This is a genomic window from Gemmatimonas sp. (assembly GCF_027531815.1).
Classification (GTDB): Bacteria; Gemmatimonadota; Gemmatimonadetes; order Gemmatimonadales; family Gemmatimonadaceae; genus Gemmatimonas.
This window is the reverse complement of sequence record NZ_JAPZSK010000006.1, coordinates 400332-421753: the sequence shown is the minus strand read 5'-3', so window position 1 is coordinate 421753 and position 21422 is coordinate 400332. Positions and strand designations below refer to the sequence as shown.

At 68.4% G+C, this 21422-nt stretch carries 18 protein-coding genes; 2 read left to right on the top strand and 16 right to left on the bottom strand.

The genetic code is table 11. The features are described from left to right. Positions 1 to 13: 13 nt before the first annotated feature. Complete coding sequence (locus O9271_RS09345; RefSeq protein WP_298268644.1) at positions 14 to 1657, top strand: S41 family peptidase; 1644 nt, start codon at positions 14 to 16, stop codon at positions 1655 to 1657. 8 nt (positions 1658 to 1665) lie between these two features. On the opposite strand, the gene O9271_RS09340 is transcribed toward O9271_RS09345, so the two are convergent. From O9271_RS09340 to ychF, 16 genes are all read right to left on the bottom strand, one after another. Further along, positions 1666 to 2340 (bottom strand): outer membrane lipoprotein carrier protein LolA, encoded by a 675-nt coding sequence (locus O9271_RS09340; protein ID WP_298268642.1) that lies wholly within the window; start codon positions 2338 to 2340, stop codon positions 1666 to 1668. Positions 2341 to 2489: 149 nt separating this feature from the next. After that, the gene (gene aroF, locus O9271_RS09335; RefSeq protein ID WP_298268638.1) at positions 2490 to 3518 is read right to left on the bottom strand and encodes a 3-deoxy-7-phosphoheptulonate synthase; all 1029 of its coding nucleotides are present in this window, start codon (positions 3516 to 3518) and stop codon (positions 2490 to 2492) included. Between the two features lie 21 nt (positions 3519 to 3539). Next, the gene (locus tag O9271_RS09330) at positions 3540 to 4298 is read right to left on the bottom strand and encodes a ribonuclease Z (RefSeq protein ID WP_298268636.1); all 759 of its coding nucleotides are present in this window, start codon (positions 4296 to 4298) and stop codon (positions 3540 to 3542) included. Positions 4299 to 4309: 11 nt separating this feature from the next. Beyond that, complete coding sequence (locus O9271_RS09325) at positions 4310 to 5356, bottom strand: hypothetical protein (protein ID WP_298268634.1); 1047 nt, start codon at positions 5354 to 5356, stop codon at positions 4310 to 4312. Next, positions 5353 to 8913 (bottom strand): chromosome segregation protein SMC, encoded by a 3561-nt coding sequence (gene smc, locus O9271_RS09320; protein WP_298268632.1) that lies wholly within the window; start codon positions 8911 to 8913, stop codon positions 5353 to 5355. The genes O9271_RS09325 and smc overlap by 4 nt, the downstream gene beginning before the upstream one ends. Next, positions 8913 to 10310, bottom strand: a complete 1398-nt coding sequence (locus tag O9271_RS09315) for an SPOR domain-containing protein (protein ID WP_298268630.1) — start codon at positions 10308 to 10310, stop codon at positions 8913 to 8915. Before O9271_RS09315 ends, smc begins: the two co-directional genes overlap by 1 nt. Further along, positions 10307 to 11797 carry an SPOR domain-containing protein gene (locus O9271_RS09310; protein ID WP_298268628.1) on the bottom strand — a complete coding sequence of 497 codons (1491 nt, stop codon included), beginning with the start codon at positions 11795 to 11797 and terminating at the stop codon, positions 10307 to 10309. Before O9271_RS09310 ends, O9271_RS09315 begins: the two co-directional genes overlap by 4 nt. A gap of 68 nt (positions 11798 to 11865) precedes the next feature. After that, positions 11866 to 15135, bottom strand: a complete 3270-nt coding sequence (locus O9271_RS09305) for a hypothetical protein (RefSeq protein ID WP_298268626.1) — start codon at positions 15133 to 15135, stop codon at positions 11866 to 11868. A 5-nt stretch (positions 15136 to 15140) separates the two neighbouring features. Then, positions 15141 to 15521: a ribosome silencing factor gene (gene rsfS / locus O9271_RS09300; RefSeq protein ID WP_298268623.1), complete on the bottom strand. Its 381-nt coding sequence runs from the start codon at positions 15519 to 15521 to the stop codon at positions 15141 to 15143. Between the two features lie 212 nt (positions 15522 to 15733). Then, positions 15734 to 16177, bottom strand: a complete 444-nt coding sequence (rplI, locus tag O9271_RS09295) for a 50S ribosomal protein L9 (RefSeq protein WP_291261889.1) — start codon at positions 16175 to 16177, stop codon at positions 15734 to 15736. 58 nt (positions 16178 to 16235) lie between these two features. Then, the gene (locus O9271_RS09290; RefSeq protein ID WP_298268620.1) at positions 16236 to 17399 is read right to left on the bottom strand and encodes a DUF2232 domain-containing protein; all 1164 of its coding nucleotides are present in this window, start codon (positions 17397 to 17399) and stop codon (positions 16236 to 16238) included. A 2-nt stretch (positions 17400 to 17401) separates the two neighbouring features. Then, positions 17402 to 17623, bottom strand: a complete 222-nt coding sequence (gene rpsR / locus O9271_RS09285) for a 30S ribosomal protein S18 (RefSeq protein WP_026850389.1) — start codon at positions 17621 to 17623, stop codon at positions 17402 to 17404. Between the two features lie 3 nt (positions 17624 to 17626). Continuing rightward, positions 17627 to 18019, bottom strand: a complete 393-nt coding sequence (gene rpsF / locus O9271_RS09280; RefSeq protein WP_298268618.1) for a 30S ribosomal protein S6 — start codon at positions 18017 to 18019, stop codon at positions 17627 to 17629. A gap of 112 nt (positions 18020 to 18131) precedes the next feature. Then, positions 18132 to 18803, bottom strand: coding sequence for an SOS response-associated peptidase (locus tag O9271_RS09275; RefSeq protein WP_298268616.1), 672 nt, complete (start codon positions 18801 to 18803; stop codon positions 18132 to 18134). 143 nt (positions 18804 to 18946) lie between these two features. After that, positions 18947 to 19732, bottom strand: a complete 786-nt coding sequence (locus O9271_RS09270) for a DUF3108 domain-containing protein (RefSeq protein ID WP_298268613.1) — start codon at positions 19730 to 19732, stop codon at positions 18947 to 18949. 55 nt (positions 19733 to 19787) lie between these two features. Continuing rightward, complete coding sequence (gene ychF / locus O9271_RS09265; RefSeq protein ID WP_343213882.1) at positions 19788 to 20888, bottom strand: redox-regulated ATPase YchF; 1101 nt, start codon at positions 20886 to 20888, stop codon at positions 19788 to 19790. 120 nt (positions 20889 to 21008) lie between these two features. Between ychF and O9271_RS09260 the strand changes: the two genes are divergently transcribed. Further along, positions 21009 to 21371 (top strand): four helix bundle protein, encoded by a 363-nt coding sequence (locus tag O9271_RS09260; RefSeq protein WP_298268610.1) that lies wholly within the window; start codon positions 21009 to 21011, stop codon positions 21369 to 21371. Positions 21372 to 21422 lie beyond the last annotated feature (51 nt).

The following is a 21422-nucleotide window of genomic DNA, read 5'->3' as shown; positions in this document are numbered from 1 at the left end:
CCGTAGAGAGATCATGCCTGACATGCTTCCCGACGCTCCTCCCGCTCCGCGCCGTCCCGTGCGCGCTCTTGTCGCCGCGCTGGGCTTTGGCGGCCTGCTGGCGGTCGGCGGCTGGTGGGCCGGCCGTGACCTCACCGCGGCGGCGCAACCGGTGCGCGCCCCCCTGGGCGGGGCCCGGCTGTTCGATCAGGTTGTCTCCGCCGTGGCGCAGAAGTACGTCGACTCCATTCCCGCCGACACGATCTTCGCGAAGTCGGTGGCGGGGATGCTGAACGAGCTCGATGACCCGTTCACTTCGTTCCTCCCCGAGGAGCGCCTGCGCCGGCTCAACGAGCAGATGAACGGGACCTTCTCGGGCGTCGGCATTCAGGTGGACATCCGCGACGGTTGGCCGGTGGTCATCGAGCCGCTGGTGGGCGGACCGTCGGAGCGGGCTGGCGTGCTGGCCGGCGATCGCATCGTGCTCATTGGCAAGGAAAGCACCAAGGACCTCGATCGCGATGAAGTGTTCAAGCGGTTGCGCGGGCCCTCGGGCACCTCGGTCACCTTCACCGTGGAGCGTGAGAGCCAGCGGCAGTCGTTCACCCTCATGCGCGACAAGGTGCACCTGCGCGCAGTGCAGCGCGTGGCGCTGCTGCCGAACGGCGTGGGGTACGTGGATGTGAACGTCTTCAATGCCTTCACGGCCACCGAGCTGTCGGCCGCGGTGGACTCGCTGGTGAAGATGGGGGCGCGGTCGATGGTGCTCGACCTGCGCGGCAACCCCGGGGGCCTGCTGGAGCAGGGCGTGGCCGTGGCGGAGCTGTTTCTCGACCGCGGGCAGAGCATCGTGCAGCTGCGCGGGCGAGCCGGAACACCACCGCAAACGTTCACCGATTCGCAACCGCAGCGGTGGCCTACGCTGCCACTGGCCGTGCTGCTCGATCGCGCCAGCGCGAGTGCCTCGGAGATCGTGGCCGGGGCGCTCCAGGATCACGATCGCGCCGTGGTGCTGGGCGTGACCAGCTTCGGCAAGGGGAGCGCGCAGAATGTGTATCCCCTCTCCAACGGCGGGGCGCTGCGCCTCACGATTGCCCGCTGGTACACACCGGTAGGGCGCAGCATCAATCAGCCCCCCGAACGCCGTGCCGACGAACTCGACGCCAGTGACACCGGCGACGTCACCCTCCCCGATACCATCAAGCCGCGCTTCCGCACCGATGCGGGGCGTACCGTGTTCGGCGGGGGCGGCATCACGCCGGATGTCGTCGTGGGCGACACTCTCACGCCGCAGCCGGTGCAGGCGCTGGCGCGCACGATGGGCAAGAACCTCGGCGCCTACCGCGACGCCCTCAGCAAGCTGGCCCAGCAGCGCAAGCGCACCATGCTGTCGGCCGGCGACATGGTCACCCGCGCCGAACTCGACGAATTGTACGACGACCTTGTGCGCCGCCACGTGGCCCCGCCACGTGCCGTCTTCGACGCGGCAGGACCCTGGATTGCCCGCTCGCTGGGCTACGAAATGGCACGTGTGGCCTTTGGCAGTGAGGCGGAGTTCCTGCGTCGCACGCAGGACGACGCCACGCTGCAACGGGCGTCCCAGCTGCTCCAGAGCGCGCGTTCACCGCGCGACGTGTTTAGCAACCTCGAGCGTCCGCGCGCCGCTACCGTGCCCTGAGCGCGCGGTTACATGGGCAGCTTCGTGGCCACCTTCACCCCTTTCGGTACGGCAAAGCGGAACGCGTCGCGCGGCAGCGTGGCGCCCGGGGTCCACGACGTGAGCGTGATGGTACGATCGACGCCCTGGCTGTCGATGACCTGCACACGCACCGGACGCGGGTACTGTTCGTCGAGCCACAGCGTGGCCTTCTGAAACGGCGCGGCGTCGGGGCTGCGCGGCAGCAGTAGCACGCGGCGCGTGGCGCGGCCGTCAATCGTGACCGCGTCGCCACCGGAAATGATGAACGCGCGTTTCGGTGTCTCGAGGAGCTGCCCCAGCAGATCGGCCACAATCGCGCCGTCGGCGTCGCCCGGCAGCTTGAGCACCTGCCCGGGCGCGCTGCTGGGCAGATACACCCACAACGTCTTGCCGTCGCCGACAATGCGATCGCCGGCGGGTTGCGTGAAGGTAATGGACACCTTGCCCGGGCGCTCCTGCAGGAACACGCCCTTGGAGGTCACGGAGCGGCCGAGCAGCGGGTTGGTGATCTTCTGATCGAAGGTCGCCTCGAGCGTCCTCAAGCTGCTCCATGCGCGGGCCATGCGGTCGTACGCCGTCTCGGCACCGTTCTGAGCGGCGAGTGGAACACTCATCGCGAACGTGAGCGCGATCACCGCGGCGCTGGTTGTCAGTGTCGTCATGTGCTGTGGTACCCGGTGCAATGCGGCAGGTGCCGCGGGGGAAGAGCTCGTCGGAGTGAACGGAGCCACGGAGGCACGGAGAACTGCCAAGGCATTACTCTCTCCGTGTCTCCGTGTCTCCGTGGCTCCGACGAGCGGTTTCTCAGCCCTTACGCGGTCTCGGTAACGGAGCGCCCAATCGCCGTCGCAATCGTACGCAGCTGCTTTACGAGTTCGGTGAACTGATCCGGGTACAGCGACTGGGCCCCGTCGCTCAGCGCCTTGTCCGGGGTAGGGTGCATCTCCACGAGAATGCCGTCGGCGCCGGCTGCCACGGCGGCACGCGCCATGGGGGTGACCTTGTCGCGCAGGCCGGTGCCATGGCTGGGGTCGGCCACGATGGGCAGGTGCGACAGCTTCTGCACCACCGGCACCGCCGTGAGATCGAACAGATTGCGCGTCGCGCTGTCGAAGGTGCGTACGCCGCGCTCGCAGAGAATCACGTGGGGATTCCCCTCGGCCAGGATGTACTCGGCGCTGAGTAGCAGATCGTTGATGGTGGCCGCCATGCCACGCTTGAGCAGCACCGGCTTCTTGAGCGTGCCCACATGCCGCAGCAGCGAGTAGTTCTGCATGTTGCGCGCGCCAATCTGGATGCAGTCGGCGTACTCGGCGACCATGTCGGCGCCACGTTCGTCCATGGCTTCCGTCACGATGGCCAGCCCCGTCTCGGCGCGCGCGAGCGCGAGCAGTTCCAGCCCCTGTTTGCCGAGCCCCTGAAAGGCATACGGCGACGAGCGCGGCTTGAAGGCGCCTCCGCGCAGCGCCGACCCGCCGGCCGCCTTCACCTGACGCGCCGCCGCGAGAATCTGCTGCTCGCTCTCCACCGAGCAGGGGCCGGCCACCACGGGCACGTCGGGACCGCCGAAACGCACGCCCGGCGCGATCTCCACGATGGTGGTCTCCGGCTTCCACTCGCGCGACGCCTGACGGAACGGCTTCTGCACGATGAGGACGCTCGACACACCCGGCAGCCCCTCGATGTACGACCAATCCACCTTGGCGTCGTCACCAAGGAGACCGATCGCCGTGCGCACTTCGCCCGGCAAGGGAAGGGGCTTGAAGCCCTGACGCGTGATCTCTTCGCAGACCCGATCGATATCGGCGGAAGAAGCGTTGGGCTGCATCACGACCAGCATGTCACGTCCTCGGGAAAGACTCTAGAAGTCGACGGACCAACCGTCGGTGGCACACACCACCGGGCCCGCGTACTGCTCCGCGACCTCGGCCAGAATGTCGATGGCTTCGACCGGCGGATAGAAATGCGTGAGCACCAATTGACGGGCTCTGGCCTGTGCTGCCAGCGCACCGGCCTGCCGCGGCGTGAGATGTTCGCGGATGGCCATGGTGTCGGGCAGGGAGCACTCGGCCAGCAGCAGGTCGCAGTCCTGCGCCCACAGCCCCAACGCCTCGCTCACCCCGGTGTCGCCGGTATACACGAGTCGCCGTGCTCCATCACTCACGGAATATGCCATGCTCTCCGCAGAGTGTGGTACCGCACAGGGCTGCAGCGTCACGTGGCCGGGGAGCCGCACGATGTCGTCCGGACCGATGTCTCGGACCGTGAGCGGAAAGCCGGGAGCCAGCAGCCAGGCTCCGTACACGGCCGCCATGCGCTCCAGCAGCGCGCCCGTGCCGACGGGGCCATAGATCGTGACCGGGGCCGTGCGCGCGGGCAGCTGGCCCCAGCGCCACCCCATGATGAGCAGTGGCAGATCGGCGATATGATCGGCGTGGAAATGCGTGAGCGCCACGTGGGTGATGTGGCGCCACTCGACACCCAGGTTGGCCATGCGATGCACGGCGCCGCTGCCGCAGTCGAGCAGCAGCCGTACGTCGCCGGCCTCCACGAGATGCGCCGCGGCGACACGCGACGCATGCGGTGCCGCCGTCCCGGTCCCAATGGTGGTGAGTTTCATGAGGTCATGACTCAGCGCCCGCGGAACACGATGCGCCGGAACGTGGGCGCCCCTCCGTCCGCGCGAAAACGCGCGAGGTACACGCCGGGCGCCACGGTGCGGCCGTCGGCGCCCGTGCCGTCCCAGACGAATCGGTTGTCGCAGTTGCTGGCCGAGCCGGCTGCACCGCGTCCGTAGCGCCCTGCGTCGAACCGGCTCACGCCATCGCTGCCGGGCACGATGTTCTTCACCAGGTTGCCGCGCAGGTCGAGCACATCGAGCGCCACGCGCGCACCGGGTTGTCCCACGTCGAACCAGAAGCAGGTGACGAAGGCCGCCGGGCTGGGAAACGGGTTGGGGAAGTTCTGGTAGAGCAGCGTCGTGGTGGGGAGCGGCGGGTCGGTGATCACGAACGACCCTACGCTGGTTACGCGCACACTCTCCCCGTTACCCAGCGAGGCGCGCACGTTCCAGCGATACGACGTATTGGCCTGCAGGTCGGTGGCGGGCCGGTACGTGGTATCGCGCAGATTGATGACTCCGAGCTCGGGTCGGCCGGCCCCCAGCACTTCCAGGTCGTAGCGCCACGTTCCCGCCGCGGGCGTGACGCGGGCACTGCGCCACACGAACAGCGGCCGCCGGATGTCGAAGGCGTTGCCGGCCGGCGAATTGGGAGAAACGAGCGTGAGCCATGGTGGCACCACGCGGGCCCCGGAACTCACCGACACGCCCTGCGCGCCCTGCGCGCCACGGGCGAGCACGCGCCAGTACACCGTGGCTTCACTGGGGAGCGGCCGCGTGACCTGCACGGTGAGCGCCGTGTCGGCGGCGGTGAACGTGCTGTCGAGTACGAGTGCCGAAAAGTCGGCCGCCGTGGCGATCTGCAGGGTGTACTGCACGGGACCCGGCCCCATCCCCACGGCACGCACCTGCAGGGCGGGCGTAATGGAAGGGAGCGGCTGCGTGGTGGGCCCATCCACGAACACCGCCTGCGCCTCCAACGCGGAGGGGGCGAGCCCCGCCAGCAGCCATCGCAGCAGGATCGCCCCCCGTCGTTGCATGCACGCCAGTCCGGTCACGCCGGCGAGGGTTCCGCTTCGGGTACCACGTCGGCCTCACCGTCTCCGTCGGCAGCCGCGTCGGGTGCGCCGGTGCCGTCCTCGTCAATGGACGGCCCGTTGCGCAGCCGCACACTCACGATGCTCGATACGCCGGGCTCCTGCATCGTCACGCCGTACACGGCGTCGGCCGCTTCCGACGTGGTGCGCGGATTGTGCGTGATGACGATGAACTGCGTCCGCGTCTTGAAGTCGTTCAGCATCTTCACGAAGCGCCCGATGTTCTGGTCGTCGAGCGGCGCGTCCACTTCGTCCATGAGGCAGAAGGGGCTGGGCTTGGTGAGGAAGATGCCGAACAACAGCGACAGCGCCACGAGCGCACGCTCCCCGCTGGAGAGCAGATGAATGCGCTGCGTCTTCTTGCCGCGCGGCGACGCATGCACCTCGATGTCGCAGTCGAGCGGCGCGTCGGGGTTCTCGAGTCGCAGGTCGCACTCGCCACCGCCGAACATGCGCAGGAAGATCTGCCGGAAATTCTCGCGCACCTGCGAGAAGGTGGCCAGGAAGAGCTCGCGCGCCGTGCTGTCGATTTCGCGAATGGCCTGGTGCAGCGACTGCTTGGCCGCGACCAGGTCGTTGCGCTGGCTCGTGAGGAACTCGAGGCGCCGCTGCTCCTCTTCGTGTTCCTCGATGGCCAGCGGATTCACGGGGCCCAGCTCGTCGAGTGCGTTGCGCAACGTGGCCGCCTCGGTGCGCAGTTCGTCGGTGGCCAGCTCCAGCTCCTCGAAGCCGGTGAGCAGGTCGTCGAGCGAGCGGCGCCACTCGGTTTCGAGGCGTGACTTGATGTTTTCCCGGCGACCGGCCAGCTCCGTGTGGCGCAACTGCGCACCATGCAGCTGCTCGCCAAGGGCGGTGGCCCGACGTCGCGCCTCGTCCAGCAGGCTCTCGCAGGCATCGCTGGCGTGCGTGGCCGCCGCCACCGCACGCTCCGCCTCTCCCAGGCGCCCGTCGGCGTCGGCCAGGTTCCTCTGCTCCGTCTCGAGCTCCGTGCGCCAGCCGTCGAGCTGCTGCGCCAGGTGCTGGTCGGCCTCGCTCAGTGTGGACAGCTCGTTGGCCAGCGCCGCAATGCGCGCGGCCGCCGTGCTGTCTTCTTCCAGCAAGCGCTTCTCGCGATCGACCGCCACGCTGAGCCGCGCCTGGGCCTGCGCCTGTGCCACCTGCCAGGTGGCACGCCCTTCACGCGCCTGCTCCTGCTCGCGTTCGGCCACGCTCAATTCTTCGCGGGCGGTGGTGATGTCGGTGTCGGCTTCGCCGGCGCGCGCGTGCAGCGCCTCGGCCTGCTGCGCCAGCTGCCGCGTACGCAACTCGAGCTCCTCCAGACGCGCCACCAGCCGCTCGGCCAGCGCGCTGGACTGCGCGAGTTCGCGCTCGGCACGTTCGCGCCGCCGCTCCACTTCGTTCTGCACTTCCACCGCGCGCCGCGACTCCTGCTGCGCCCGGTTGTTGTTCTCCATGGCCAGCTGTTGCGTACGCTCGGCTTCGGTGAGGGCGAGACGCGCCGCTTCGGCCGCGAGCGCCGCTTCCTCGCGGCGCGCGTCGGCGGCAGCGAGGTCGCTTTCCAGGCGCGTAAGCTCCGCGCGACGTTGCAGCGGTCCCGGACCGCCGGCCGTTCCCGGCAGGTACACGGCGCCGCGCTCGTCCACGAAGGCATCGCCGCCGTCGAGGGCGCGCACCTTGCCCAGCAGCGCCTGCACCCAGCGCGCGGCCGGCCCCTGCGACTGGACGCTCCCCGCCAGCGCGCCCTCGAGCGCCCCCATCTCCGCCACCACATCGAGCGGCAGCAGCAGGATGGGACCGGGCTGTGCCTGCGCATGCCACTGGCGCACGGCGGCGGCCGCAAGGGCATCCCGCACGACAATGGCGTGCATGGTGGCGCCAAGGTACCGCTCCACCAGCCTCGCGGTGTCGCCGTCGGCGGTGAGGAAGTCGGTGAGCGGCCCCAGCACGGCACCGTCGCCGAAACGCTCGCGCTCCTTGAGCAGCTTGGCGGCCGATGGCGCCAACCCCACGCGCTCCCGCTCGAGGGCGGCCAGCGCGTTCCTCTTGCCTTCGAGGTTGGTGCGCAGCTCCACGGCGTTGGCCAGCATGGCGCGCGATTCCGCGTCGGCGGTGCGCGCGGTGGCGGCGGTCAGACGCGCCCCCTCCAGCTCGTGCATGGCGTCCTGCGCCGCCTCTTGCGTCAGCTGCACCTGCTCGCGTGCGTTGATCAGCTCCCGTTCAATGGCATCGAGCGCGTCGGCGAGATTCTGCCGTTCCAGGTCGAGCGCGTCGCGGCGCTGCTGCGTCTCCCCCTGCTCACGCGCCGCGCCGTCCCGATCGAGTTCGATGCGCCGAGCCTGATCACGGTGCTCGCGTACCTGCCGTTCGAGCTGGTCGAGCGCCGCACGGGCGCGCTGCACCGACTCGCGCGCCTGCTGCTCGGCCGCGAGACGCAGCTGCAGGGCCTCGCCGGCATCGCGCAACTCCTGCTCCAGGGTGGTGCGGTCCGTCGCCGCCTTCTCGCGATCCTCGCGCAGCCGGCGGCCGAAGGCCTCGTTCTCCTCGCGCTCCTGCTCGGCCCGCTGCTTGCGCATGGTCGTGCTGCGCTGGCGTTCTTCCGCCACGGCCAGATCCCGCTCGAGGCGCTGCGTCTTGTCCCGCTGCTCCGCGGCCAGCCGCGCAAGCTCCACGCGGCTCGCTTCAGCAGCCCCGCGCGCGGCGTGGGCTTCCTCGCGCTGCAGTTCGGCGGCGGCAATGGCCTCGTCGGCTCCCGGCAGTTCGCCACGCAGCGCCTCAAGGCGCCCGTCGAGCGCTTCCAGCTCGTCCTTCCACGCGGCCATCTCCCGCACGGCCAGCGAGATCTCCACAGCAAAGCGGCGCGACGTGAGCTCGGCGTGGCGTTCGGCGCGGCGGCGCTGCCGCGCGAGCGAACGCACCTGGCTCTGCACTTCGTTGATCAGGTCGTCGAGGCGCGCGAGGTCGGTGGTGGTCTCCTCCAGCCGGCGCTCCGCGCTGCGGCGGCGGTCGCGATAGAGCCCCACCCCCGCCGCTTCCTCGAACAGCTCACGCCGTTCATCGGGGCGGTCGGAGAGCAGCGCGTCGATCATCTTGCTCTCGATCACCACCCCGGAATCGGCACCCAGGCCGGTCCCGCGCACGAGATCCTGAATGTCGCGCAAACGGCACGGCGCGCGGTTGAGCAGGTACTCGCTCTCCCCACTGCGCAGCAGACGCCGCGTGATCACCACTTCCTTGAACGGAATGGGGAGCTCGCCTTCGGTGTTGTCAAAGTGCAGCGATACTTCCGCCATGTTCACCGGCTTGCGCGCCGAGGAGCCGTGGAAGATGACGTCTTCCATCTTGGCGCCACGCATCGCGCGCGCCCGTTGCTCGCCCAGCACCCACCGCACCGCGTCGGAGACATTCGACTTGCCGGAGCCGTTGGGGCCGACGATCGCCGTCACCCCTTTCTCGAACACGAACTCCAGGTGATCGGCAAAGGCCTTGAAGCCATGGACCTCGAGCTTCGTCAGACGCACTAGAACCCTCTCCCCGTTCGGTAGACCAGCACAGGCGCGACACCGGCGACGCGCAAGGAATCCGCAAGCGCGGTCGCCTGCGTGGGCGACTCGAACGCGCCGGTGTAGATGGTGGCACTCCCGTCGGCCTGACGGAGCGCGTAGGCAATAATGCCCCGGGTGGCCAGCACGGCGAGGCGCGTGGGCACCAGCGATTCGGTGACTTTCGATTCGATGCGAAAGGCGAAGGGCACCGAGACAATGCTCCCCGAGCCAATCACCTGGTCGGCGCGCAGCCGCGCCAGGAGCCGTTCTGCGTCGGCGCGCGCCGACGCGGCGCCCACCGTGACGCGATACCACTGCTCATTGCCTTCCATGACGGGCGACAAGGCCACGGCCTCGAGGGCACGCACCGTGGGGTCGGGCATGGCGCCGGCCCGCGTGTTCGCGGTGGCAAAGTACACCGCAAAGCGCGACGCGTTGGCCGAGTCCACGGGGTTGACCACACGCGGCGCCGCCGCGGCGGCCCCCTCGCCGGCGGTGCTGTCGCGGCGGACGGAATCGCTCCCCACCGCCGCGGAATCCCTGGTGCGGCGGTCGGCCGGCGGCACCGTGTCCATGGGCGTGGGCGGTACCACGACCGCGGTGCTGTCGGCTGGTGGCACCACCGTGGCAAAGAACTCCGTAAGGGGAGCCGGCAGCCGCTCGACAATTTGCGGCCACAGGGCCCCCACCGCCACCGCGACGGCCGCCAGCACGATGAGCAGCACCCAGCGCAGCCGCGAGCGGCTTGCCACCGTCTGCTGCGCCTGTTCGCGGGCGCGGGCCTTGCTTTCGCGCTTGGGGGGCGTGGCCACGCCCTCCAGCGGCGGCGGTGAAGGCGCCGGCGGCGTAATGAGCGGAATGCCAGGCGGAACCGGAAACACGGCCTCACCCACCGGCATGAGCGTCCCGATGTGCCCGCACAACTCGGCGAATCCGTCGACCTGCGGACGGGCCACCACCACCAGCAGCGCGCCGACCTGATGGAAGCCGGCGGCGAGTCGACGCCACCGTTCGTGCGCGTACACCTCGTGGTGATCCACCGCTTCGGTGCCACTGGGCATGAGGAACACATTGTCGGTCCCCTGCATGGGGCGCGCGATCTTGTTGAGCGACACCCCGTACAGAAAGCTGTCGGCAATGCCGTGCGGGTCGTCGCCGGCGAGTTGCGATTCGATGGCCGGCGCCTCGCCGATCAGATCGGCGATGGCCACGCGACGGCGCTGCCCCTGCGAGCGGGCGATCCCCACGGCCATGCTCACGGCAATGGACGGATCGGTGGCCGCGATGACCACCGCGCACACCCCATCGAGCAGCGGCGCCTGACGACGCCCCTCCACTTCCCAGGGGGCAATCAACGAACCGGGTGCGGTCATGGCACGCCCTCGAAGACCCAATAACTCTGACCTGATGCCTTGCCCACGCGGTCGGCATCGGCGCGCGTGGAGAACGGACCGAGCACGACGCGATACAGCGTCTTGCCTTCACGTTCCGACGTGGTGATGCGCGGCGTCTGCCCGTCCACGCGGATGCGCGCGGCGAGCGCCCGTGCCTGCGCCTCATCGAGAATGGCCGCAAACGACACGGTGAACGGCGCGGCGGCCGCTACCGGCGGCGCACTGTCGGCCGGCGCGGCCGTACTGTCCGCCGGCGGGCGCAGGCTGTCGGGGAGCAGGTCGGCCGAATCGCGGGGCGCACTCGTACGGAACTGCACCGGCTGATCGAGCCCGGCGGCTCGCGGACGGAATCCGTTCCAGCGCAACGTATGCCAGAAGCTCTGCGCGCCACCGGCAACCACCTGCATGTCCTTGAGCGAGCGCGGATGGGCGAACACCACATCGGCGCCGCGCGTGATGGCGATGGCCGCGTCGGGGAGCACCAGCGGCAGGTCACCGCGCCACTCGGTGCGCACCACGCCGATCACTTCGTCGCTGGCCAAGCTCACCACGAACACCGAGTCACCGTTCCCGCGGGCCAGCAGCACCCGCCCGAGCGGATCCATGCGCAAGGCCCGCACGGTGCCGGGGAGCGCGATGGTTCCGGTCACGCCCTCCTCGAAGCGATCGACCACGCGTAGCTCCGCCTCGTCGGCCAGCGCCACGAACAGGCGGTCACCACTGGGGGTGGCCGCAATGGCCTGCACCGGATCGCCCATGTCCACATCGAGCGCCTGCCCCAGATCACGCGCCCGCACGGCCAGTACCCGATCGCCGGCACCGGCAAAGATCCGATCGCCCACCCCACCGGCGGTGCGCTGCAGCGCCTGCGCGATGGCGGCTTCGGTGCTTCCCACGGCAAAGGAGATGCTGTCGGAGACGGTTTGCTGCGGGGGGCGCACGCGCCACACCACCACCCGGTCGTTGCGCGCGCCGGCAACAATGAGCGACCCGTCGGCCTGGGCATGGAGCGCCTGCGCCGGGAGTGGCGGGGTCATGCGCCAGTCGCTCCCGCTGGGGGTGAAGCGGGCGATCTCGCCGTTCGCCGTCAGGCCGAAGATGGAACCGCCGTCGGCCGACGAGACGGCGCGGACGGTGTCGCTGCGCACCGTGCTGACCGTACCGAGCCGCAGGTCAACCCGGACTGGGGCCCCGCTGGTGTCGACGGCCGCCAGATAGCCGTCGTCCCCCCCGAACCCGACGATGGACCCGAGCGCCGGCAAGCGGGCGGCAGAGCGCCAGAGGGTACGGTCGAGCACCGGATAGCGCGCAGCCGTGAGTACGCCCCCGGTGCGCGCCACGCGCAGCACAATGGGATCGGGACCACCGGGGATGCTGGGAGTGGCGTCGGCTCCAGAGGGGCGGGACGAGCCGTCACCGCAGCCGCACGCGAGGAGCACGAGCGCCGACGCGATGAGCGTGCGCACGGGCGAAAAGTACCCGTCTCGGGGGAGGGAAGGGAGGGGTTGCGCCCGGCGCCTCGGGTGGTGCGAAATCAGTACGAGGCGCCGAAGAACCAGGTCCCGAAGCCGCGCGCCCCCGGCCGGCTTACCGGAACCGCCCAATCCCAGCGGATGATGGCGATGCCGAACAGGTTCATGCGCAGGCCGAAGCCATAGCTCTGCAGCAGGGCACGCTGGGTGTCCACGTTGTAGCTGTCACCGCGCGTGAATGTCACGCTCTGCCCCTGCGACCACGCCACGCCGGCGTCGTAGAAGAACAGGCCATCGACCGGGGGGAGACCGCCCAGCAGGTTGGTGCGGTTGCCGTAGCGGCGCAGGATGGGGAAGCGCAGCTCCGCGTTGCCGAAGGCCACGCGGCTGCCGATCAGCTCCGCGCTGCTGCAGCTGCTGCCGTTGTCGCTGGGGAGCCCGGTGCACCCCACCGTGCCGATATCCTCGCGGTTGTAGCCGCGCACAAAATCGGGGCGCCCAATCCACTTGGGGAAACGCGCCTCGTCACGGCCCACCGACATGCTGGTGGTGAAGCGCGTGGCGAAGGTCACGTAATTGAAGAGGATGGGCACGTACGAACGGGCGTCGGCCATGTACTCCGTCCATCGCCACGTGCCCACACTCGGTTCCACTTCAATTCGCGCCCGTCGTCCGGAAATGGGCCCCGTGAAACCGAACATGGTGTTGTCGGTGACCCACGCCAAATACGGGGACACGGTGTTGGCCGATGCCACGTTGCGCGTGGGCCCGCGTTCGAAGCCGGTGGCAAACCCGAAGTTGTAGTCCACCAATCGGTTGAACGAGAACACCTGCTGGTCCACGTTCTGGAAACGCGCGCCCAGTTCGAAGCGGGTGAACCGATTGAGCGGATACAGCCCGGCCGCGAACATCTGCCGGACCACCAGGCGCGTAATCTCCTGCGTCTGCACGAACTGCGTCTGGCTGCCCTGCTGCGGCGTTTCGAAGAACCCCGACACGAGATACAGCGGCTGCTGGATGACACCGGTGGTGTACTGCAGACGGCGCCCCAGGCTCGTGTACCCCACGAACACCTGCGCATCACTCAGCTGTCCGTTGATGGACCCCGACAGCGCCAGCCGCCGGTTTCCCAGCAGGTCGCTGAGCACGATGGTGGTGCCGCCAAAGGTGCCCTGTCCAAAGCCGCCCTGCTGGAAGCCAATGCTGGGCTGCGCCACGTACTCGGGGGTGAGCTTCCCCTTGTAGCGCGAGTCCGACAGGCGTGTGGTATCAGGCAGATTGAAGTCGAAGCTGTCGAGCATCGCCTTCACGCTGATCGTCTCGGCCTGCCGGGCCAGCAGCGTGGCGGGGAGCTCCGACGACTGGCGCGCCGTGGCGCCCGTGATGGGGCGATAAAACGACTGGCGCGCGGCCGACGTGTCCTGCACCGTGGCGCGACGCAGGTGCGCCGTGGGGTCCAGCGGCACGGTCGGCCGGGCGCCCAGTTGCGCCGCCCGCTGCGCCTGTGCCACCACCACCGGGTCTCGATACGGCTGCTTCCTGAGCTTGCGCGGGTTTTCGATCTTCCAGATCGAGTGGTCGGTCTTTTCGTAATACACGAACGCCATGAGATCGGCACCGCGCGCCCAGGTGAGCGCCGGTGACTGCTCGGCCGTGGCGGTCACGGCCCCCAGGACATTCGTCAGCTGGTAATGCTCGCGATCGGCGAGGTCGTACAGGAAGATGTTGGCGATCCCCGTGCGATCGGAGATGAACGCCAGTGACTTGCCGTCGGGCGCCCACTGCGGGTTGATGTTGCGCCCGCCCTGGTTGGGAAGCAGCGTGGTCTTCTGCGTGTCGAAGTCGTACAGCGCCACGCGCCATGGCCCGACCTTGAGGATCTCCATGTCGGTGTCGGGGCCGCGCTCGGTGATGAACGCGATCTGCTTGCCGTCGGGTGACCAGGACGGTGACAGGTCCCCGTAGGTGTCCTTCATGAGCTGGACAAAGCCCGGGGTGTCCATGGAGGCGATGTACAGATCGCTGGTGCCCCGCCGCATGCCGCTGAACACGATGCGACGCCCGTCGGGAGAAAAGCTGGGGCTCAGCACCTGGTCCATGCCGAAGTCGAAATCCTTGACCACCTTGCGACGTGCCACATCGAGCACGTACAGCACATCACGCCCGCCGCGCTGGCCGGTGAAGGCCAGCAGCTTGCCGTCGGGGGAAAAGCTCGGCTGCGAATAGATGAAGCGCAGCTGCTCGTAGTCGGGGTTGGTGGTGGTCTTGACCAGCCGCTTGAGGCGCTTGCCGGTGGCCACGTCGGCCAGGTAGAGCTCCGGGAACACCTCGCCGCGCAGGAAACTGCCGTAGCCCACGTACGTGATGTACTTGCCGTCGGGAGAGAGCGCCGGCGCCACGTACGTGTTGGCGAAGCCGCCCGTGCGTGACTGCGTGAGCAGCGGTTCGGCGAAGCTGCGCGGACGGTCGAGGTTGGCGACCGCCGTGAGGTACTTGGCCTGCATCGCCGCCTTCCAGTCGGCGCTGAGTTCATCCAGCGACAGGCCGATCTCCCGACGGAACGCCCGGTCGATACCGAGACTGGGCGTGGCGTTCATGATCTCGCCAATGACCTCGTCGCCCCAGCGGGCGCCCACGTACTGCCAGAGCGCGAGGCCGTAGCGGTAGGGGAAGTACTTGTCGGGGCGCTCCGTCATCTGGGCGATGGTGGGGAGCGTGTTGTTCACGATCGCGTCGCGCACCCACGCATCGGTCCACGGATGGTTGGGGCCGATCGAGAGATACTCCGCGAGCCCTTCCATGTACCAGAGTGGCGGGTTCACCATGGCGAGGTTCTGCAGCCCCGCCCCCGCGCGCCCGCGCGAAAAGATGTCGAAGGTGAACACGTGCACCATTTCGTGAATGAGCACGTGTTCGAAGCTGGCCCAGTCGCCGCTGAAGAACTGCGCCATGCGCTGGCGCAGCGGGTCGGTCACACCGCCGGTGCCTTCGCCGAGGTCGCCAAAGACGTTGCTCTGTGCGAAGTCGCCCGACGAGCCGAAGATGAGGATGGGCTTCTTTTCGCGGAACTGGTGCGCCGTGAGCCGCGACAGCCGGGCGTAGGCGCGCTCCGACATGCGCGCGGCGTCGGGGGCCACGTCGGCGATCTGCGGGTAGTAGTGCACCAGGAAGTGCTCAGTCTCGATGACCCGCCAATCCATGCGGTCATATTGGACCTGGTTCTGCCCGAAGAACTGGGCGTCCGCCGGCGTGAGCGACGCCGAGGCAGCGAGCGCGGCGGCCGCGAACGAGAGTGCCCTGCCGAGTCGAGTCCACCGCGTCGCCTGCGCCATGCGTGTTATGCTCCCTGCGTGATTTCGGCGTTCAGCTTGAGGGGGGTGGCATCACCCCACAACCGCTCGAGCTGGTAGAACTGCCGCAAGGTGGGATGGAAGACATGGATCACGCAGTCGGCATAATCGAGCAATGCCCACCGTCCCTGCGTGAGTCCTTCGGTCATGGTGGTAGACACGCCACCTTCCTTCAACCCTGCCTGGATGTGCTCCGCGACCGCCCGCACATGGGTGTCGGAGGTCCCGGAGGCGATAACAAAGAAGTCCGTCATGTCCGTCACCCCGCGGAGATCGAGGACCACGATATCGGTGGCCTTGAGGTCGCTGGCCAGCGCAGCAGCGCGGCGGGCGATGGGTTCTCCGGGGCTCGGGCGTCGTTCAGCCATATGTTGATACGGGTAAGGGCATCGTGGCGGGCCGTGAGTTCCAGACGCAACTCCGGTACCCCGCCATTCTGACGAAGGTTGGCTCAGAAACAACGAACCGGACAGGGGGGTGGATGCCCAGTCTGCCGGAAGGATCACAAAACCAAGGGGGAGTCCGGACGCCGGACTCCCCCTGTTCGCGCGACCTGCCCCGGGGGGCGGAAGCGGACGCCTTACTGCTTGATGACCCACACCTTGATCTCGGGGTGCACGTCGGCGTGCAGCTTGATCGGCACCTTGTACATGCCGAGCGCCTTGATGGGCTCGTTGAGCTCGATCTGGCGCTTCTCGATCTTGAAGCCCTGGGCCTCGAGCTGGTGCGCGATGTCCGACGTGGTCACCGAGCCGAACAGCTTGCCCTCTTCGCCCACGCGGGCGGCGAAGGTCACCGACACTTCGGCCAGCTTGTCGGCCACGGCCTGCGCCGCCGCCTTGCGCTCGTTCTCGAGCGCCTCGAGACGGCTCTTTTCGGCCGCGATGCGCTTGCGGTTGCCCGCCGTGGCCTCGTAGGCCAGGCCGCGCGGCAGGAGGAAGTTGCGGGCGTAGCCCGGCGACACGGAGACGATGTCACCAGGATGTCCGAGCTTGTCGACGGCGTTGCGGAGAATGACTTCCATGGGAACTCCGGGTCGAACCGGTAAAGGAAAACTGAAAGAAGGAAGGGCGGGGACGCCCCTAGGATGACCAGGGCCGGCGCGCTTCCGCGCCCGCCCGAAAATCACGCCAGGTGTCACCCAGACCGAGCGCGAAGGTGACCGTCAGCAGCGCGACGAGCACCCACACCGGTCCGAGGACCGGCACCAGCACCAGCAGCCCGAGCGGCGCCCACACTGCAGCCCGATCGGGGATGTACCACGTGAGGACCCCGGCGCCCCGCAGGGCGTACAGCGTCCCGAAAAACGCCACGAGATTGATGCCCGCCGTGCGCCACTCCGCCATGGTTGGCAGCAGCAGCGCGGTGAAGCCGACAATCAACCCCCACACCCACTGGTCGTTGAAGCGCAGGTGGCGCAAGGCCGCCAGCGGCGGGCCAATGCGCGCCCGGGCCAACCGGTGGTATGCCGCCCACCCCAACGCCAACGCCAACAGGGTTTCCAGTCCCAGCAGCGCCGGGGCCAGACGCACCAGCGGAGCCAGCTTCACCCCGCCCACCGCCGCCGACGCCGGCTGCGGGTCTGCCAGCCGATGCAACAGCGACTCCATGCGATCGGCCCGCGCCGCCGCTTCCGGCAACCGTGCCGCGAAGGCCTGCCACGAGGGCGAACTGGTGCGCGACCGCCAGAGATCGAGCGACGCCGTCAGGCGTTGCTGGTACTCCTGCGACAGCATGATGGCCGCCCCGTCGAAGGCGCCGCGACCAGCCGCCCGGGTGGAAAGCCCACCGATGGTGACCACCCCCGCCAGCGCCGTGGCCGCGAGGGCCCGCGACAGGAACGGCTTGGAGGCGGTGACCAGGCAGACGAGCCCGAACGCGGCGCCGGCCGTGACGGCCCAACCGCGCAGGAACGCGCCGTATCCGGTGAGCGGCAATGGCACGCGCCACACCACCCACGCCGCCGCCGCCGCCCACACCAATCCCAGCGTGAGGCGACCGCCGGCCCACCAGCCCACGACCGCACAGGCGGCAATGGCCACCAGCACCAGCAGGGCAAACTGCTCTACCGGCAACAGCAACCGCACGGCTCCGGCCAGCAGGGCGAGGGCCGGTGGCCACGCCGGCGCGGCAGTCACGGCGACCATGAGCACCATGCCCAGCACGAACCACCGCCACCCGCGCTCCTGCGGAGCCGCTCCTGCGGGAGCAGTCGCGGCGGGGTCCGGCGCGACCGCTCCGTTCATGCTCAGGCCGTCTGGCCCTTCACGTACGGCAACAGCGCGAGGAAACGCGCCTTCTTCACGGCCTTCGAGAGCTGACGCTGATGGCGCGCGTCCACTCCGCTCAGGCGGCTCGGCAGGATCTTGCCGTAGTCGGTGATGAACCGGGCAAGGAGACGGTCGTCCTTGTAGTCCACATAGCGGATGCCCGCTTCAGTGATCGGGCAGGGCTTCTTCTGGCGGCGCATGGGTTAATCCTCGTCGTCGTCGTCGTCATCACCCGCGCGACGGCGCGAGGCGAGCTCTTCGTCGGAGAGCTTGGGCGCACCAAGCTCGTGCTCATACAGCGTCACCAGGTAGCGCACCACGCTCTCGTCGAGCTTGAGCGCACGCTCGAACTCGGGGAGCACGGCCGGCACGGCGGTGAAGTTGCTGATCACGTAGTAGCCGTTCTCGTGACGGCCGATCTTGTACGCGAGCTGACGGCGGCCCCAGTGCTCGATCGTCGCCGGTTCGGCGAGATGGAGCAGCCCCTGCAGCTTCTCGAGCTTTTCTGCAATGGTCGTGTCTTCGAGCGCACTGTCGAAGATGTACACGGCCTCGTACCGCCGCGTTGGGTTACGGCGGATCTTGAGCTTTGCCACTCGGCAATCCTCCCTGTGGTCATGAGTGCCACCCGCAGTGCCGAGCCGCGGGCGGAGGGTCGAAGGAACCACCCCCTGACGGGGACGATTCCGGATGAGCCTTGAAGCCTAGTCAGGCAAGGGGGGCGGAGCAAGCGGCCCCCTCGTTCCTGGGGGCGTTCACGTAGGTGCTCACCGGGTAGGCGCGCATGGCCCCCTCGTAGGGGCGGATCAGCGCCTGCGCCGCCGCCGCCGAGGTGCCCGGGTCGAGCCACTGGTCGTAGGCGGGCGGGGGCACGATGACGGGCATGCGGTCGTGGATGGGCGCCATGACCGCGTTGGGCTCGGTGGTGATGAGACAGCAGCTCAGCAGCGGGTCGGCGTCCGGCTCCCCCTTGGGTACCCACCGCTCCCAGAGGCCGGCGAAGCAGAAGGGGGCCTCGTGGTCCAGCTGGATGCACCAGGGCTGCTTGACCTTCTGGCCGGGGAGCGCCTGCCACTCGTAGAACCGGTCGGCAGGCAGCAGCGCGCGCCGGGCCTTGAAGGCGCCCCGGAAGCTGGGCTTGCTCGCCACGGTGTCGCCGCGAGCATTGGCCAGCCGGTTGCCGATCGACGGGTCATCGGCCCAGAACGGGACCAGCCCCCACCGCGCCATGGTCGCGTGTCGCCCCGCCGCATCGTGGAACACGATGGGCACCGCCTGTGACGGCGCGACATTGAAGCGCGCCTGGAGGGCGGGGAGCTCGACGCCGAGCGGGAGCGACGAGAGGCGGGCGGGGTTGCCGAAGCCGTAGCGGCCGCACATGGGGGGAAGGGGGAGCAGGCGTCGGGGGTAGGACGCAGCGGAACCTGTCCACTGAGAACTCTCACTGGAAACTACAAACTCGCCGCGGTTGGCGAGGAGTTTGTAGTCCGTAGTAAAAGTCGACAGTGACGAGTCTTCCTGTCCTACTTCGCGCCCCGCACCTGCTCGAGGTACAGGTTGAGACTGCCGAAGCTGAGCTTCGACTTCATCTGCACCATCAGGCGCCGGTCGTCGTCGGTGATCCACACCTCGGCCCGGCCGTTCTGGCTGAAGATGCCTTTGGTCTGGAAGGTGGGCTGCAGCACCACCGTCTTGAAGGTGCCGGCGGGCACGGTGACGGTCTCCGCACGCAGCACGCGAATGCGCACCGGGTTCCCCTGCGCCTTGAAGTAGCGCTGGAATTCGTAGCTCTTGCCCACCTCCAGCGGCAGGGTGCGCACGAAGTACAGGAATGACCCTTCATCGAGGGGATTGGCCACCGTGGGCTCCTCCTCGCGGTCGCCTTCGCGCATCATCCCGCGCTCCGGATAGATCTCGTACCGACGCTTCCGCTCGTAGCTCCCCTCGTCCACGTCCTGGTGATAGCGCAGCGTGTTGAGCGTCTGCACGTCGAACCAGGACTCGTACACATCGTTCACGCGATACAGGGGAATGCCCCCCTTGATCGTGAACGTGGTGTGCCACACCGGACGGCCACGGACTTCGGTGATCTCCTTCACCTCCATGCTGCCGTTCCCCACCTTGAGCGACCCGAACTTTACCTGGTAATCGAGGCGCTCACCCACGGCGAACGGAACGGGGACGCCCTTGGCCGACGGCGACGCCGGGGCGCCGGCCCCCGCAACCAGGGGCTGCGCCGGCATGGCGGTGGGGCCGACGACCAGAGCTGCCGCCAGCAGTGCCAACTGTTGGTAACGCGCACGCATCATGGCGCGCTGCTACCCCGCAGCGGCAAAAAAGGTGCGGCGGGGCACGCGTGGCGACTCAGACGTTGAAGCGGAACAGCAGGACGTCACCGTCCTGCACCACATACTCCTTGCCTTCGGAGCGGGCCACCCCCTTCTCCTTGGCGCCCTTCCACCCGCCGTGCGTCACGAAGTCGTCGTACGCCACGGTTTCGGCGCGAATGAACCCCTTCTCGAAGTCGGTATGAATGACGCCGGCCGCCTTGGGGGCCGTATCGCCCTTGTGGATCGTCCAGGCGCGCACTTCCTGCTCGCCGGCGGTGAAGTACGTGTCGAGCCCCAGCAGCGCATAGCCGGCCTGAATGAGGCGGTCGAGCCCCGCGCTTTCGATGCCAAGCGAGGCGAGGAATTCCGCGCGCTCCTCGGCGCCCAGCTCGGCCAGCTCGCTTTCGATCTTGGCCGAGAAGGGCACGATCTGCGCGTTCTCCCCGCCGGCGGCCACCGCCGCCCGCAGCGCCATGAGGTACGCCCCCTCGTCGCCCGACAGCTCGGCGTCGGTCACGTTGGCGGCGTACAGCACCGGCTTGGCGGTGAGCAGCTGCAAGCCGGCCAGCTTCTCCAGGTCGTCGGCCGACAGCCCGGCGCGCCAGAGCGGCTTGCCCTCCGCCAACGCGGCGTTGGCGGCCTCCAGCGCCGGCAACTCGGCGAGCGCCTCCTTGTCGTTGGCCTTGGCCGCCCGACGCGCCTTGTCGAGCCGCTTCTCCACCTGCGCCAGGTCGGAGAGGGCGAGCTCGAGCTCGATGATTTCCTTGTCGCGTGCCGGATCGGGCTGCCCCATCACGTGCGTCACGTCGTCGTCGGCAAAACAGCGGATGACATGCACGATGGCGTCGGTCTCGCGGATGTTCTGCAGGAACTTGTTCCCCAAGCCTTCACCCTGCGACGCGCCCTTCACCAACCCCGCGATGTCCACGAACTGCACGACCGCCGGGACCGTGCGCTTGGGCTGCACGATCTTCGCCAGCGTGTCGAGCCGCGGGTCGGGGACCTCCACCATGCCCACATTGGGCTCCACGGTGCAGAACGGATAGTTCGCGGCTTCCGCCTTCGCCGCCGTGAGGGCATTGAAGAGCGTGGACTTGCCGACGTTGGGGAGACCGACGATTCCGAGACGGAGCATGATTCGAGGCTTGAGTTTGGGGGCAGCCTTGAAAGGTAATGGGGAGCGGGGGGCGTACGAATGGTCCACCGCGGTTGGAAATGGTACGGGGGGGCAGGCGGGGACGGTTTATGGTGGAGGATGCAGGACCACCGAAAACTTCACATCTGGCACCGCGCGCAGGATTTCGCCGTCCGGGTACACCAACTCACGGAAGCTGGGACCGGCAGTGCGTACGGCGCTTGGCGGAGTCAGCTCCGGCGGTCGGCGCAATCAATCGGGGCGAACATCGCAGAAGGAGCCGCCAGGGGAACGCCGAAGCAGTTCGGCCACTTCCTCGAAATCGCCCAAGGTTCGGCTTCAGAAACGGAAAGCCACCTCGATTTCGCGATGCGAATCGGCGCGCTGAACACCGCGGACGCGCTCTCGCTAATCGATGAGATCGGACAACTCCAGCGAATGATTGCAGTGCTTCGACGGAAAGTGCTCGAAGGAAGTCGGTGACGAACACGCGTCAAGCGCTGGCACTTACGACTGGCAACCAAGACCAAAAAC